Here is a 14,129-nt window from a genome sequence, read left to right as displayed (position 1 = left end):
CCCACCCAGAAGGAGCAGCCACCATGCCGGAGACAGCCGAGTCCACCGCCCGTTTCGTGGTCGTCCGCAACGACGAGGAGCAGTACTCGATCTTTCCGGAGAACCGGCCGCTGCCGGCCGGCTGGTACGAGGAGGGCTTCGCCGGTGAGCGTCAGCCATGCCTGGACCACATCGCCGAGGTGTGGACCGACATGCGGCCCAAGAGTCTCCGCGACGCCATGGACGGCGCCGCCGGACAGCCGGCCGGATGACCGGTACCTGACGGGGCCGTCGTGCGCACGGCGTCGAGGATGAGGAGGAAGGGCTTCCCCGCTGATGGGGGAGCCCTTCCTCCTTGACCGGCTCGACGATGAAGGACGCGGCGCGATCGACGCGCGTCTCGGCTGGTCCGGCAGGGCCCGGTGCCCTCGGCTGAGACTCCCTGAGTACTTCCCAGCCGAGATGCGGGTGGGCCGCCGAGCGGGTGGGTCGACGGAGTGCCGTGGATCCCAAGGCCGGATGGGGGGATGGCCTGGGGGAATGCTCCGCGTATCGTTTGCCACCCGCTGTCACTCCCCTTGTGGGAGGGGGGATCGCTGCCCGGGGTCGTCGAGGCCGACGACCTGGGGCGTATGTCATGCACTTCCCGCGGCAAAATGGCTGACCTGCGACTATCGCCACAGGCAGGCTCCTGAACCGGGGAAACGCTTCTTTCGAAAGCTTTCCGGGGCCCACGGGTTGATGCGACCGGGACTCCCCACGGACTCCCTGGTGAGCGTGGTTCTCCCCAGAGACTCCCCGGGGATGCACGTGAAAGTGCTCGCGCAAGTGGTCGATGGCTCAACAGGTGCGGATGGTGGCCCGAAATTCCCCTGTTGGCGTTCCCCGGCGAGCTGTCTCCTGACGCCGATACCCGGAGCGCGGCGGAGGCATCTGAGCAACTGCTGGCCCGCCGGATCGAGCGGACCTGGCCCAGCAGAGCGGCCCTGCACGGGTGAAAAGCGTGATCGGCTCGCTGATCCGCTGCGGCCCACCCACCTGGGGCTTGCTGTGATGACGGCGTACGCCTGGACACCGGCTCCGAGCGCGCCGCCTGCTGAGAACACATCAAGTACCTGCGGCGCTGCGCCGGTCGGTGACAGAAGCCGTGGGGGCGGCGGACATGCCCGGAGCCAGCGGAGTCGAGCTGAGCGCTGAGGTCAGTCGCCGCCCCCCAGAACGCGCGGACGGACGCGAGGTTGGCGAGACCGAGCCGATGCACGCCGACCTCGCCCGTCATGGCCGCGGCGGCGTGACCCTTCGCGGGGGTGCGGGCGGTGAGGAGTACGTGCGCGGCGTGGGCGGCCAGTACCCGGGCCGTGGCGCGGCCCGATACCACCGTTGCCCCCGGTGCGATCGGTCAGATTCGGTATCCGGCTGATCGTGATTGTTGGCATGAGAAACAAGGTAGTCAGCGACAACGAAGCTGTATCAACGGCAACATCGGCGGGCTGGAGTGGGCCCGTGCCCGCCTGGCACCACGGAAATCTGCGCGTCACCCTGCTGGGTGCCGCCAGGCGCAGCCTGCGCGAGAACGGTGTGGAGCAGCTGCCCCTGCGCGAACTGGCCCGCGAGGCCGGGGCCAGCCACGCCGCGCCCCGGCGGTACTTCGCGGACCGGCGGGCGCTGCTGGACGCCCTCGCCGAGGCCGACTTCGTCCGGCTCGGCGCCGAACTGCACACCGCGCGCGACGCCGCGGGGGCGGCCTTCGGTTCCCGCCTGCACGAGTTGGCGGTGGCGTATCTGCGCTTCGCCACCGAGCACGCCGCGCTGCTGGAGGTGATGTTCGCCGGCAAGCACCGCGCCGGAGCCGAGTGGATCGCCGAGAACCGCGGCCGACCCGTTCGGACTGCTGCACGATCTGCTCCAGCCGGGCCAGGAGAGGGGTGCTGGAGCCCCGCGACGTACAGCGGGTCGGTGTCGTCCTCTTTATCACGATGCAGGGATAGCCGCCCTGGTGAACGGCAACCTGGTGGCATCGAGTTGTTGGACGGCAGCGTGGAGGCCGCCGTCGACCAGATCTTGCGCGGCTCGCGCTGCCCCTGACGGAGCCCGCCGCCCCCCTCCTCGGCCGCCCACTCACCCTCTCTCCGCCGTGATGCACCTCACATCCCTTTCCTGTCCGATCGGTCAGCTCTGACCGATCGGACAGTTATGATGGAGGCATGGCACGCCCCGCTTCCGCTCTGCGCGGTCAGATCCTGGAGTCGGCACTGCGGCTGTTCGCAGCGGACGGCTTCCGCGGCACCTCGCTGCAGGACATCGCGACCGATGCCGGGTGCTCGAAGGCCTCACTCCTCTACCACTTCACCAGCAAGGACGCCATCCTCACCGAGCTGCTGACCCCGGCGGCCGAGGGTGTCGCCGCGCTGCTCGCCCGCCTGGAGGGGCTGGAGGGCGAGCCGCTGGTGGACGAGGCCGTCACCGGCTTTGTGGAGATCACCCTGCGTTTCCGGCAGGAGATGCGGCTGCTCTTCGCCGAGATCGAGCGGGCGAGTGACGAACCCGGCCTCGGGGTCATGGATCTCTTCGAAGGGCTGCTCGACGCGTTCACCGCGCGATCCTCGGACCCCCGCGACCGGGTGGCCGCCTGGATGGCGATCGGCGCCGTCTTCGTCACCAGCACCGGCAACGACGAAGTGCCGCACGAGGTCCTGCGCACCGAGCTGATCCTCGGCGTGCGGCGCCTCCTCGACCACACCCCCAGCTGAAACCCTCACGGAAAGGTGCGTCCTCGATGGCGACCCTGCTGTACCGGCTCGGCCGGTTCTCCTTCCGCGCGCGAGGCCGAATAGCCGCGGCCTGGCTCGTCCTCCTCGCTCTGCTGGGCCTCGCGGCAGCCACGCTGATGAGCCCGACGACCGACGAATTCTCCATGCCGGGAACCGAGTCGCAGCAGGCGCTGGACGACCTCGGCCGCCAGTTCCCCGAGGCCAGTGGTGCGACCGGCACGATCGTCATCGCCGCGCCCGAGGGCGGCGGCCTCGACCCGGCCGCCGTGGCCCCCGTGGTGGAGGAGGCCGCCGCGATTGACGGCGTCATCGCCGCCATGGACCCCTTCGAGACCGGCGCCGTCTCCCCGGACGGCCGATACGCCCTTGTGCAACTGCAGTTCGACACGAGCGTCGACAAGATCACCGACGGGCAGCGGTCGGCCTACGAGGCGGTCGGAGCCGATGTCGAGGACCTGCGGGTCGAGCACGGCGGCGAGATCATGGGTGGCGAGGTGGAGATCGGCTCCACCGAGATCCTGGGCGTCCTGGTCGCGGCGGTGGTCCTGGTCATCACCTTCGGCTCGCTCGTCGCCGCCGGTATGACCCTGCTGAACGCGCTCATCGGCGTCGCCATCGGCATGGCCGGCCTGTTCTCCCTCACCAGCGTCATCGAACTGACCTCCACCGCGCCGATCCTGGCACTGATGCTGGGCCTGGCCGTCGGCATCGACTACTCCCTGTTCATCACCTCCCGCTACCGCCAGTACCTCGCGGAAGGTGTCGCACCCGAGGAAGCGGCCGGGCGCGCGACCGGCACCGCCGGCTCCGCCGTGGTCTTCGCGGGGGCCACCGTCATCATCGCGCTCACCGGGCTCTCCGTCGTCGGCATCCCCTTCCTGACCTTCATGGGCCTGGCCGCCGCCGCGACCGTCGCGGTCGCCGTCCTGGTCGCACTCACCCTGCTGCCGGCCTTCCTCTCCTTCGCCGGGCCGAAGATCCTGCCCCGCAAGCAGCGCGCGGAGAGCGGCAAGGCCGAAGCTCCCACCGAGGGCTTCGGCTTCACCTGGGGACGGCTCGTCACCCACAAGCTCCGGATCCCGATCCTGCTGCTGGCCACGGCCGGGCTCGTCGCGCTCACCCTCCCCGCCCAGAACATGCGCCTCGCCCTGCCCGACGCGGGCACCGCCGCCGAGGGATCACCCGCCCGTGAGGCCTACGACCTGACGGCCGAAGGCTTCGGCGAGGGCTTCAACGGCCGCCTGATCGCGGTGGTCAACGGCGCGGACCCGCAGTCCACCGGCGCGGCCGTCGAGGAGGCCGCCGGGCTCATCATGGCGACCGACGGCATCCTCGCCGTCACCCCGCCGCAGCTGAACGAACAGGGCACCACCGCGCTGCTCACCGTCATCCCCGAAGCCGGCCCCACCGACACCGCCACCGAGGACGCCGTCCACGCGATCCGTGACCAGGTCGGCGGAATCGAGGGAGCGGACATCGCGCTGACCGGCGTCACCGCTCTGGGCATCGACGTCTCCGAGAAGCTCGCCGACGCCATGCCGATCTACCTGCTCCTGGTCGTGGGGCTGTCCATCCTGCTGCTGATGCTGGTCTTCCGGTCCGTCCTGGTCCCGCTGAAGGCCGCACTGGGCTTCCTGCTCACCGTGGGCGCGACCTTCGGCATCACGGTGGCGATCTTCCAGGAGGGCCACCTCGCGGAACTGGTCGGCGTCGACGCCCCCGGTCCGCTCGTGAGCTTCCTGCCGATCCTGCTCATCGGCATCCTGTTCGGTCTGGCCATGGACTACGAGGTCTTCCTCGTCTCCCGGATGCGCGAGGACTTCGTGCACGGCGCCGACCCGCAGGCGGCCACCGTCAGCGGCATGGGGCACAACGCCCGGGTCGTCACGGCCGCCGCGCTCATCATGACCTCGGTGTTCGGCGGGTTCGTGTTCATGGACGATCCGATCATCAAGTCCATCGGATTCGCCCTCGCCATCGGTGTGGTCATCGATGCCTTCGTCGTCCGGATGGCGCTGGTCCCGGCCGTGATGTCCCTGCTCGGCCGGGCCGCCTGGTGGCTGCCGGCGCCCGTGGACAAGGTGCTGCCGGACCTCGACATCGAGGGCGAGAAGCTGAACCAGCAACTCGCCGCGGAGCAGCGCGAGCAGGAGTCCGTCCCGGCCTGACCCGCACCTGCCTGGCCCGGCGCCGGTCGGGCTCCCGCCGGGCGCTTCCGGGAAAGTGCCCGGCGGGAGCATCGGGGCCCGACTGAACCTGACACGGACGGTCGTTGACGCGTGTCAGGTTCAGTCGGGTATGGACGTCCGCCCGGCCTCCGGTGGGCTGCCTTCGCGGGAGCACCGGCGGTACACCGGTACGAGGCCTTACGCCGCGGCGAGCGGAGCCGGCGGGGCGGGGTGGAACTGCTCGACACGGTCCCGCTTGGTGTACATGTCCCAGTAGTGCTCGGCGAGATCGTCGGGGTCCACCACGGTGGGCCGGGGCCCGTCCACGGAGTCGAACGCGGCGCCGGCCTTGACGGTCGCCTCGCTGCGGGCGATCAGGGAGGCGACGGTCAGTGCACCGGCGTAGATTCCCTGGTCGGCCAGTTCGGCGTGCAGGGAGTAGAGGTAATTGCGGGTGGCCGCCATCACGGGGCCCAGCCCGCTGAGGTGGGGCATCGGCTGCGCCGCCGAGTAGCCCTGGGCCAGCAGGAAGGCGCCGTCGCCCCGCTCGGTCCACTCGGGCAGCAATGCCTGGACGACCTCGACCGGGGTGAGGAGCAGCAGCGGGACCAGCCTCTCCAGGCCGGCCGCGTCCAGGGCGGCGGCCGGGGTGAAGCTCAGATCGCCGCTGATCGGTCCATAGGCGACGACATCGATCCGGCCCAGGCGGTCGCGGATACCGCTGACGAGGGCGGGCACCTCGCCGGGCAGGGTGAGATCAGCGGTGAAGCCGAACGCCTCGATGCCCTCACCGGCGAGTTCCCCGACGAGGGCATCGAGACGTTCCCTGCGGCGGGCCACCAGGGCGACACGGAACCCCTCGCGCCCGAAACGGCGGGCCACGGAGATGCCGAGGCCGGTACCGGCCCCGAAGACGGCGATCACTTTGGGCATGGAACTGCTCCTCGCGATGATGACGACCAGACGTTGTTGACCCTTGGGTCAATTTAAATTCGACGGTAGCACGCTTCTTGACCAGCGGGTCAAGTTGAGGGGCGGGGTGGCATGGCGGAGGAATGCCATCAGTGGCCGGACGGTTGACGGTGCGACCATGGAGCGGCAGCCTTTGCTGCCGGGACCGGGAGGAACGACAAGATGCGGGCCGACGCCCAGAGGAACGCGGAGAAGCTCCGGACGGCCGCCGCCGAACTCTTCAAGGAGCGTGGCCTCAATGTGCCCCTGAAGGAGATCGCGCGCCGCGCGGGCGTGAGCCACGGAACGCTCTACAACCTCTTCGGCACCCGCGAGGCACTCATCGATGAAGTGGTCACCGAACTGGCCGCGGGCCGCCTCGGCCGGGCGGCCGAGGAGGCCCTTTCCCACGAGGACGCCTGGGGCGGATTCGCGTTCTACGTCGAGACGGTGTGCGCACTGCAGAACTCCGATCCCGCGGTCGCCGACGTGGTCAGTGGCCGCTATCCGGGTGCGGAACGGCTGATGGCGGTCTGCGACCAGACGCTGGACGCGACCACGCGGATCGTCGAACGCGCCCGCGGGGCCGGGGCTCTCCGCCCTGACTTCACCGCCGAGGATCTCCTGCTGGTCTTCGCCACCCACGCCCTGTTGGCCCGCGCGGCGGCGGACGTCGCTCCTGACGCCTGGCGTCGGCACATCACCTTCGTGCTCGACGGATTGCGTACGGAGGGGGCGCGCGGGCCTCTTCCCGCCGCTCCGCTGACTCCGGCGCAGGCGTTCGGCGTGATGGGCGGACTCGCCGGCAGGCCGTGATCCGCCCCCGGCCCAGAGGGGGCGGGTGGATGCGGCGAGCCACGAGTGCGCCCCGGAGCCCTTCACGGCCGAAGCGCCGGGCGACAGAGGCGCCGAGGCCAGGGCCCGCTGTGAAGACGGCGGTCTCCTGAGGTACGGAATGCTCCTTGTGCGGCACGTTCAGCTTGCTTGACACGTGGGTCACCTTCCACTCCGACGGTGACATCTACGGTGACCGCCGGGTCAAACCAAGCGGGCCGGGCAAAACCGTTCGCCGCTGCCGCACGGGCTCTGCCAGGGTCGGGGCCATGACCGGTTACGAGTTGTTGCTCATCGGCGGTGGTGCGGGCGTAGGGAAGACGACCGTGGGGTGGGAGGTGTCCGCCGTGCTGCGGGCGAGGGGAACGGCGCACTGCCTGCTGGAGGGGGACTACATGGATCAGATTCATCCCGCTCCGGCCGGAGACCCGCACCGCTCGGCGATCACGGAGCGCAACACCGCCGCGATCTGGGCGAATTACGCCGCTCTCGGTCAGCGCCGCCTCATCTACACGAACACGGTGAGCGTTCTGGAGGAGCCGATGCTCAGGCGCGCCATGGGCGGGGACGAGATCAGGGTCACCCGGGTCCTGCTCACGGCCGGGGAAGCCACCGTCCGGGAGCGGCTGGCCGGGCGGGAAATCGGGTCCCAGCTCGACGCGCACATCGAGTCGAGCCTGCGGAACGCGCGGCACCTCGACGAGCAAGCGCCGCCGGAGACCATCCGCATCCCGACGGACGGTCGCTCCGTCCACGCCATCGCCCTGGACATCCTGCGGAGCGCTGCCTGGTAGGGGCGTTTCGCTCCTTCGCGTCACGCGCCGACGAACGGCTCCGCCTCCGGGGCCCTGACGGTGAGCCCCGTCCGGCCCACCCGGAATCCGCTGGCGCTCTCGTCATGACACGGAAGGCCACCTTCGAGGAGGCCCTGATCCCGAGCCGGACATCGTCCGCGATCGCCGTGCCCCGGCCGCGTCCGGCCGCTGTGGGAGGGGAGGGTGGCCCTGGCCACGGCCCTCGCACCGATACCGGTATAGTAATGACGGTATAGTTATTGGCTGGGCACGAAGGGCGCCACATGATCGAGATTCTCAACCCCACCCTGCTGGCACGGGCAAGAACCACCGGCGCCGTCGTCGCTGACATCCTGCAGACGCTGAGGGGCCGGAGCACGGTCGGCACGAACCTGCTGGACATCGACCGGTGGGCCAAGGAGATGATCGCCGGGGCGGGAGCGTCCTCCTGTTACGTCGACTACGCGCCGTCCTTCGGACGCGGACCGTTCGGGCACTACATCTGCACCGCCGTCAACGACGCCGTGCTGCACGGGCGGCCTCACGACTACACGCTCGCCGACGGCGATCTGCTGACCCTCGATCTCGCGGTCTCCAAGGGCGGAATCGCCGCGGACGCCGCCATCAGCTTCATCGTGGGCACCAAAAGGCCCGCGGAGAGCCTGGCGATGATCGACGCGACCGAACGGGCGCTGGCCGCGGGGATCTCCGCCGCCGGCCCCGGGGCGCGGATCGGCGACATCTCCCACGCCATCGGCACGGTCCTCAGCGAGGCCGGGTATCCGGTCAACACCGAGTTCGGAGGCCACGGCATCGGATCAACGATGCATCAGGACCCCCACGTCCCGAACACCGGACGACCGGGGCGCGGTTACACGCTGCGCCCCGGGCTGCTGCTCGCCCTGGAGCCCTGGGTCATGGCGGACACCGCCCGACTCGTCACCGACGCCGACGGCTGGACCCTCCGCAGCGCCACCGGCTGCCGGACGGCCCACACCGAGCACACGATCGCTGTCACCGATGACGGCGCCGAAATCCTCACCCTGCCGAAGTGAACGCGGCACTGTGAGGTCGAGCCCACGCCGCCAAGGGCACTGGGGGGCGAGCGACCGCGTCATCCTTCGGCGCCCGGCGGTCGTTGAACGCCGCCCGGGTACCTGCATTCGATGCGGAGCGCTCGCCCTGGCCGCTCACTCCTGCACCTGGCCGCCGCATGCTGCCCGGACTTCCGCCAGCAGTTCCGGGTAGTGCTCGCCATACGTGCCCACCGCGTGCCACACCGCGTCCAGCGCCGCTTCCAAAGGGTCGGGCCCGGTGGCGGCGAGCACGGCGGGAGGAGCGAAGTGTGGCTGTGAGATCCGCTCGGGGCGGTGCTGAGCCCCCGCGGCGTGCAGCACCACCGCGCCGAGCCCCATGACCCGGGTCGGTATCGGCTCGTCACCGGCGGGAACCCTCGACGTGAACGCGCCCAACGCGTGGCCCAAGCCCACACGCCTCCCCCCTTGTTCCCATGGCTCCGCCGCCGCAGCCGACCTCTGCCCGGATTCCACCAAGGACGTCAGCGGACGGTAGGGCGGCCGCTCCGGAGGAACCGCCCTGCGCACCGAACGAATCGGAACCTGCGGATCGGAGTGCAAGGTCTCCCACATCCGCGCTGGGTCGTCGAACGGCGGCGGCAGCGGACGCCCCTCCGTCAACGCGGAGAGCGCCCGGGCCACCCAGGAAACGCCGGCCAGGCCCGCCGCCTCGCAGGCCCGCCGGGCAGCCAACGACGCCACCGCGCGCTGGACATCGGGACCCGCGGCATCCATCACAGGCACCAGATCACTGTCGAAGGGGAGCAGGCCGCGCACATGGCCGCCGACGCCGCGCAGGCGCTCGCTGGGCAGCCGGTCGCCCCACTCCCATCGCTCGCGGTGCAGCCGCCGTTCCTCGGCGGCCCGTTCCTCCGCCTGACGGGCCAGGCGGGCTGTCTCGGCCCGCTGTTCCGGCGTGGGTGGTGAGGGAAGCTCGCGCGCGGAGCGATGACGGTGGGCGGCCTCCCGTGAGGTCTGGCGGACAACGCGGTCCGCACCGGGCGGCGCGGGCCAGAACTGCAAGAGATAGCTGTCCGCCTGTGGCTCCCCGGACACTCTGGAGTCCAGCCTGCGTCCCTCGTCCATCCCCCGGGCGCAGTACCGCACCCGGTAGCCGGTCCGGGCGAGGCCGAGATCCCACGTCGCTTCGCCCGCCCACTCCATCAGAAGGGTGCGCTCCGACAGCGGGTGGAAGGACACCTCCACCACGTCCTCCCAGACCGGGTCCAGCGCGGGCTCCGCGTCGTGGACCTCCACGACGAAGCCGACGTTGCCCGTGTGCAGCCCGGTGCTCAGCCACAGTGCGCCCGGGGCCGCCGCCCCGCACAGCCCTGTGTTCTGACCGGCGAACGCTTCGGCGAGGTCCGGGATCGCCTCACCGTGCGGATCGCTCACGACGTAGATCTGGCGATAGTCAGCGCGTACCTCGCCCGTGACTGGCCTGCGCACAGCGCCCCTCCCTCGGTACCGGACGGCTTGACGGACCGCCCGGTTCGGCGGACCGTCACCCGCCGTGCATCATGCCGCAGACCACTGACAACACCTCCGACGACGAGACGGCACGGGCCCGGCCGAGCGGCAGAGGCGAGAAGCAGTGCGCACACCACTGGACCGCGGCCCCGAGGTCACCGCGTCACCTCCGGGTCGCCGTCACCAGCGGTGCGACGGGCGCCGGTCGAGCCTCGCATGCTACGGAGGCTGTCGTTCGGCGCCGATCGGCCCGCCACCAGCACGCGCGACCTGTCACGCCGTCACCCTCCGCCGGGCAGGCGGCTCCCCCCCGGAGGGGCGGCGCAGCTCACCGCTTCTGCTCGTCCTCCCATTCCTCCAGCGCGGGCAGCACCTTGTCCAACGTGATCGGCAGGTCCCGTACGCGGACGCCGCAGGCGTGCCACACCGCGTTCGACACCGCCGCGGCCGTGCCGACGATGCCGATCTCGCCGATGCCCTTCGACCCCATGGCGTTGACGTGGGGGTCGTGTTCGGGCAGCCAGTGCGCCTCGATCTCGTGGACGTCCGCGTTGGCCGTGATGTGATATTCGGCGAAGTCGTGGTTGACGACATGACCGGAACGGGGGTCGAGCACGCTGCTCTCGTGCAGCGCCATCGAGAGCCCCATGGTCATCCCGCCGATGAGCTGCGACCGCGCCGTACGCGGGTTGATGATCCGGCCCGCGGCGAACACCCCGAGCAGGCGTGGCACCCGTACCTCTCCCGTGTCGGTGTTGATGTGCGCCTCGGCGAACTGCGCGCCGAAGGCGTGCATGGCGTACCGGTCATCGGGCCGCCCGACGGAACCGGACGCCTCGGCACCGTCCGGCGGCTCGTTCCCGTACCGCTCCCGCAGCGCACGTGCGGCCTCGACCACGGCGGAGCCCCACGTCGTCATCCCAGAGGACCCCCCGGCCACGGATGCCGTCGGACAGTCGGTGTCACCGATCCGGACGTCCACCCGGGAGACCGGTACCCCGAGCGCGTCCGCAGCGATCTGCGGCAACGTCGTCCACGTCCCGGTGCCGAGGTCGGACGCGCCGATCTCGGCGACGTAGCGGTCCCCTTCCCGCCGGATCACCGCCGTTGAGTAGGGCATGCGATTGACCGGGTACGTGGAGGCCGCGACGCCCGTGCCGACCAGCCACGCGCCCCGCCGCCTCACGCCGGGCCGGGGGTCGCGCCGCGACCAGCCGAACCGCGTGGCTCCCTCCCGCAGGCAACCGACGAGATTGCGGCTGGAGAAGGGCTTCCCCGAACCCGGGTCGACGGCCGGTTCGTTGCGGACCCGCAGGTCGATCGGGTCCATGCCGAGGCGTTCGGCCAGCTCATCCATCGCCACCTCGGGTCCGAACATCCCCGGACACTCACCGGGGGCGCGCATCCAGGACGGCACCGGGACATCGAGGGCCGCGAGCCGGTGCGTGGTCCGGCGGTTCGCGGTGGCGTACATGATCCGCGACGGCACTCCGGTCTGCTCGGCGAACTCCTTGATCCGCGAGGTCTGCTCGACGACATCGAGCGCGAGCGCGGTGAGCGTGCCGTCACGGTCGGCGCCCAGGGAGCACCGCTGAATCGTGGGGGTGCGGTAGCCGACGAGACAGAACATCTGCTGGCGGGTCAGGGCCAGCCGCACCGGCCGGCCGGGAAGCGCCCGCGCCGCCAGTGCGGCGAGCACCACGTTGACGTGCGGTTGCCCCTTGGAACCGAAGCCTCCCCCGACGTACGGGCACACGACCCGGATCCGCGCCTCGTCGAGACCGAACACACCGGCCACGGTGGCGCGCGTCGGGTGGACGCCCTGCGTGGAGTCCCACAGGGTGAGCAGGCCCTCGCCGGCCGGGTCCCACAGGGCCGTCGTCGCGTGCGGTTCCATCGGGTTGTTGTGGTTCATCGCCGTGGTGTACGTCTGCTCGACGGTCGCTTCCGCCGCGGCCATCGCCGCCTCGACATCGCCCTCGGCCGTGTCGGTGGGGAAGGACGGGTTCACCTGCTCGGGCGCGTACAGGTCCTCCCGGTCGGCCCGCAGTTCGGCGTCGTGCGGTTCCTGCGCGTAGGTCACCCGGATCAGCGCGGCGGCGTGCCGGGCGGTCTCCGAGGTGTCGGCGATGACGGCGGCCACGACCTGGCCCCGGAAGGCGACTTCGTCGTCCTGGAGCGCCGCCAGCTCCCGGTCGTCGGTGGATGCCAGCCGCTCGACGGTCCCGGGGGTGAGCACCGCCGCCACGCCGTCGAGCGCTTCGGCCTCGGTGGTGTCGAGTTCCGTGACCCGGCCACGGGCGATCGCGGCCTGGACGGGATACACGTAGGCGGGGTTCTCCGCGGCGGCCTCGTAGGCGTAGACGGCGGTGCCCAGAACCTTGGCCCTGCCGTCCCGGCGGGGCAGGTCGCGGCCGATGGCGTCCGGTGCGTTCAGGAAGGTCATGGTGCGTCCTCTCGGACCAGGTCGCGCAGGGTGGCGGCGAGCGTGCGGCGCAGCAGGGGGATCTTGAACGCGTTGCCGCCGTCCAGCCCCTCGGCCGGGCGGGCATCGGCGAGTTCGGCGTCCGCGGCGGCGAGGTAGCTCCGCTCCGACGCCTCGGAGCCCCGCAGCACGTCCTCGGCCCGGCGGGCGCGCCACGGCGCGTGCGCCACGCCGCCGAACGCGATGCGCGCGTCGACGATCGCCCCGTCCGCCACCTCGACCGCCGCGGCGACGCTGACCAGGGCGAAGGCGTACGAGGCGCGATCGCGCACCTTGCGGTAGGCCGAGCGACGGGCCAGGGGCTGCCCCGGCAGGTCGATCGCGGTGATCAGCTCGCCGTGTTCGAGCACCGTGTCGCGCTCCGGCGTGTCGCCGGGCAGCCGGTGCAGGTCCCCGAAGGGAAGGGTGCGCTCGCCGTCCGGGCCGAGCACCCGCACCCGCGCGTCGAGCGCCGTCATCGCGACGGCCATGTCGGAGGGGTGCACCGCGATGCAATGCTCGGAGGCCCCGAGGATCGCGTGGTTGCGGGTCCACCCGCCGAGGGCGGAGCAGCCCGATCCGGGCACCCGTTTGTTGCACGGGGTGGTGACGTCCTGGAAGTACACGCAGCGGGTCCGCTGCAGCGGGTTGCCGCCGGTGGTGGCCATGTTGCGCAGTTGTCCCGACGCGCCTGACAGCAGTGCCTGGGACAGCACGGGGAACCGCTCGCGCACGCGGCCGTCCGCGGCGAGTTCGCTGTTGCTGACGCCCGCGCCGACCCGCAGGGCCCCCGAGTCCAGTTCCTCGATCTCGGTGGACAGCAGGCCGGCGACACCGACGACCAGGCCGGGCGCGGCGACACCCAGCTTGAGGTGGTCCACCAGGTTCGTGCCGCCGCCCAGGAAGACCGCGGTCGGATCCCCGGCGACAGTGCGCACGGCTTCCGCCGCATCCGTGGGGCTCCGGTAGTCGAACGGCCTCACCCGGCCACCTCCGTACCGGCGGCCCGCTCGGAGGCCGCCGCGGCCTGCTGGATGGCCGGCACGATGTTGACGTAGGCCGCGCACCGGCACAGGTTGCCGCTCATCCGCTCGGCGATCTCCGCACGGTCCAGGCCCGGTTCCCCGGTGCCCCCGGTGACGGCGCTCGGCCAGCCCCGCGCGAACTCCTGGAGCATGCCGACCGCGGAGACGACCTGCCCCGGGGTGCAGTAGCCGCACTGGAACGCGTCGCAGTCGATGAAGGCCTGCTGCACCGGATGCAGGCCGCCGTCGGGGGCGGTGCCCTCGGCGGCGAGCCCTTCGGCGGTGGTCACCCGGGCGCCGTCCTGGGTGACGGCGAGAGTGAGGCAGCTCAGCACGCGCCGCCCGCCGGACAGCACCGTGCACGCCCCGCACTGCCCGTGGTCGCAGCCCTTCTTGGGACTCGTCACTCCCAGCCGTTCGCGCAGCGCGTCCAGCAGCGTCGTGCGCGTATCGACGGTCAGCCGCCGCGCGGCCCCGTCGACGTGCACGATGATCTCGGTATCCATCGCGGCTGGGTACCCCGACCGTTACCGCTCACACGGCGCGCGGCGCAGGCTCACACGAGTGGCGGTAGGAACGGTGCGCCACCGCGTCACG

At 71.3% G+C, this 14,129-nt stretch carries 12 protein-coding genes; 7 read left to right on the top strand and 5 right to left on the bottom strand.

All coding sequences use genetic code 11. From position 1 onward, the window contains the following. Nucleotides 1–23 precede the first annotated feature (23 nt). From H7827_RS01345 to H7827_RS01330, 4 genes are all read left to right on the top strand, one after another. Nucleotides 24–251: an MbtH family protein gene (locus H7827_RS01345; protein ID WP_432741939.1), complete on the top strand. Its 228-nt coding sequence runs from the start codon at nucleotides 24–26 to the stop codon at nucleotides 249–251. Nucleotides 252–1,482: 1,231 nt separating this feature from the next. Next, nucleotides 1,483–2,064 (top strand): TetR/AcrR family transcriptional regulator, encoded by a 582-nt coding sequence (locus tag H7827_RS01340; protein WP_432741937.1) that lies wholly within the window; start codon nucleotides 1,483–1,485, stop codon nucleotides 2,062–2,064. 119 nt (nucleotides 2,065–2,183) lie between these two features. Next, nucleotides 2,184–2,729 carry a TetR/AcrR family transcriptional regulator gene (locus H7827_RS01335; RefSeq protein ID WP_386539185.1) on the top strand — a complete coding sequence of 182 codons (546 nt, stop codon included), beginning with the start codon at nucleotides 2,184–2,186 and terminating at the stop codon, nucleotides 2,727–2,729. A gap of 26 nt (nucleotides 2,730–2,755) precedes the next feature. Continuing rightward, entirely contained in the window at nucleotides 2,756–4,918 is a 2,163-nt protein-coding gene (locus H7827_RS01330) for an MMPL family transporter (RefSeq protein ID WP_432741935.1), read from the top strand. Nucleotides 4,919–5,116: 198 nt separating this feature from the next. Here H7827_RS01330 and H7827_RS01325 read toward each other — a convergent pair whose 3' ends face one another. Beyond that, the gene (locus tag H7827_RS01325; protein WP_432741933.1) at nucleotides 5,117–5,851 is read right to left on the bottom strand and encodes an SDR family NAD(P)-dependent oxidoreductase; all 735 of its coding nucleotides are present in this window, start codon (nucleotides 5,849–5,851) and stop codon (nucleotides 5,117–5,119) included. 201 nt (nucleotides 5,852–6,052) lie between these two features. Here H7827_RS01325 and H7827_RS01320 point away from each other — a divergent pair, with 201 nt between their 5' ends. The 3 genes from H7827_RS01320 (at nucleotide 6,053) to map (ending at nucleotide 8,552) form a co-directional block, all read left to right on the top strand. After that, entirely contained in the window at nucleotides 6,053–6,685 is a 633-nt protein-coding gene (locus H7827_RS01320) for a TetR/AcrR family transcriptional regulator (RefSeq protein WP_432741931.1), read from the top strand. 287 nt (nucleotides 6,686–6,972) lie between these two features. Then, a complete protein-coding gene (locus tag H7827_RS01315) occupies nucleotides 6,973–7,497 on the top strand; it encodes a hypothetical protein (RefSeq protein ID WP_432741929.1) in 525 nt (174 codons plus the stop codon). Between the two features lie 284 nt (nucleotides 7,498–7,781). After that, nucleotides 7,782–8,552: a type I methionyl aminopeptidase gene (gene map / locus H7827_RS01310; protein ID WP_386539941.1), complete on the top strand. Its 771-nt coding sequence runs from the start codon at nucleotides 7,782–7,784 to the stop codon at nucleotides 8,550–8,552. Nucleotides 8,553–8,687: 135 nt separating this feature from the next. Here map and H7827_RS01305 read toward each other — a convergent pair whose 3' ends face one another. The 4 genes from H7827_RS01305 to H7827_RS01290 form a co-directional block, all read right to left on the bottom strand. Beyond that, the gene (locus H7827_RS01305; protein ID WP_432741927.1) at nucleotides 8,688–10,022 is read right to left on the bottom strand and encodes a hypothetical protein; all 1,335 of its coding nucleotides are present in this window, start codon (nucleotides 10,020–10,022) and stop codon (nucleotides 8,688–8,690) included. A 349-nt stretch (nucleotides 10,023–10,371) separates the two neighbouring features. Further along, nucleotides 10,372–12,489 carry a xanthine dehydrogenase family protein molybdopterin-binding subunit gene (locus H7827_RS01300; protein WP_432741925.1) on the bottom strand — a complete coding sequence of 706 codons (2,118 nt, stop codon included), beginning with the start codon at nucleotides 12,487–12,489 and terminating at the stop codon, nucleotides 10,372–10,374. After that, nucleotides 12,486–13,490, bottom strand: coding sequence for an FAD binding domain-containing protein (locus tag H7827_RS01295; protein WP_432741923.1), 1,005 nt, complete (start codon nucleotides 13,488–13,490; stop codon nucleotides 12,486–12,488). Before H7827_RS01295 ends, H7827_RS01300 begins: the two co-directional genes overlap by 4 nt. After that, a complete protein-coding gene (locus H7827_RS01290) occupies nucleotides 13,487–14,038 on the bottom strand; it encodes a (2Fe-2S)-binding protein (RefSeq protein WP_432741921.1) in 552 nt (183 codons plus the stop codon). The genes H7827_RS01295 and H7827_RS01290 overlap by 4 nt, the downstream gene beginning before the upstream one ends. Nucleotides 14,039–14,129 lie beyond the last annotated feature (91 nt).

The organism is Streptomyces sp. JH002 (assembly GCF_050916115.1).
In the GTDB taxonomy this organism is placed as follows: Bacteria; Actinomycetota; Actinomycetes; order Streptomycetales; family Streptomycetaceae; genus Streptomyces; species Streptomyces xiamenensis.
This window is presented reverse-complemented; position numbering and strand designations above follow the sequence as displayed.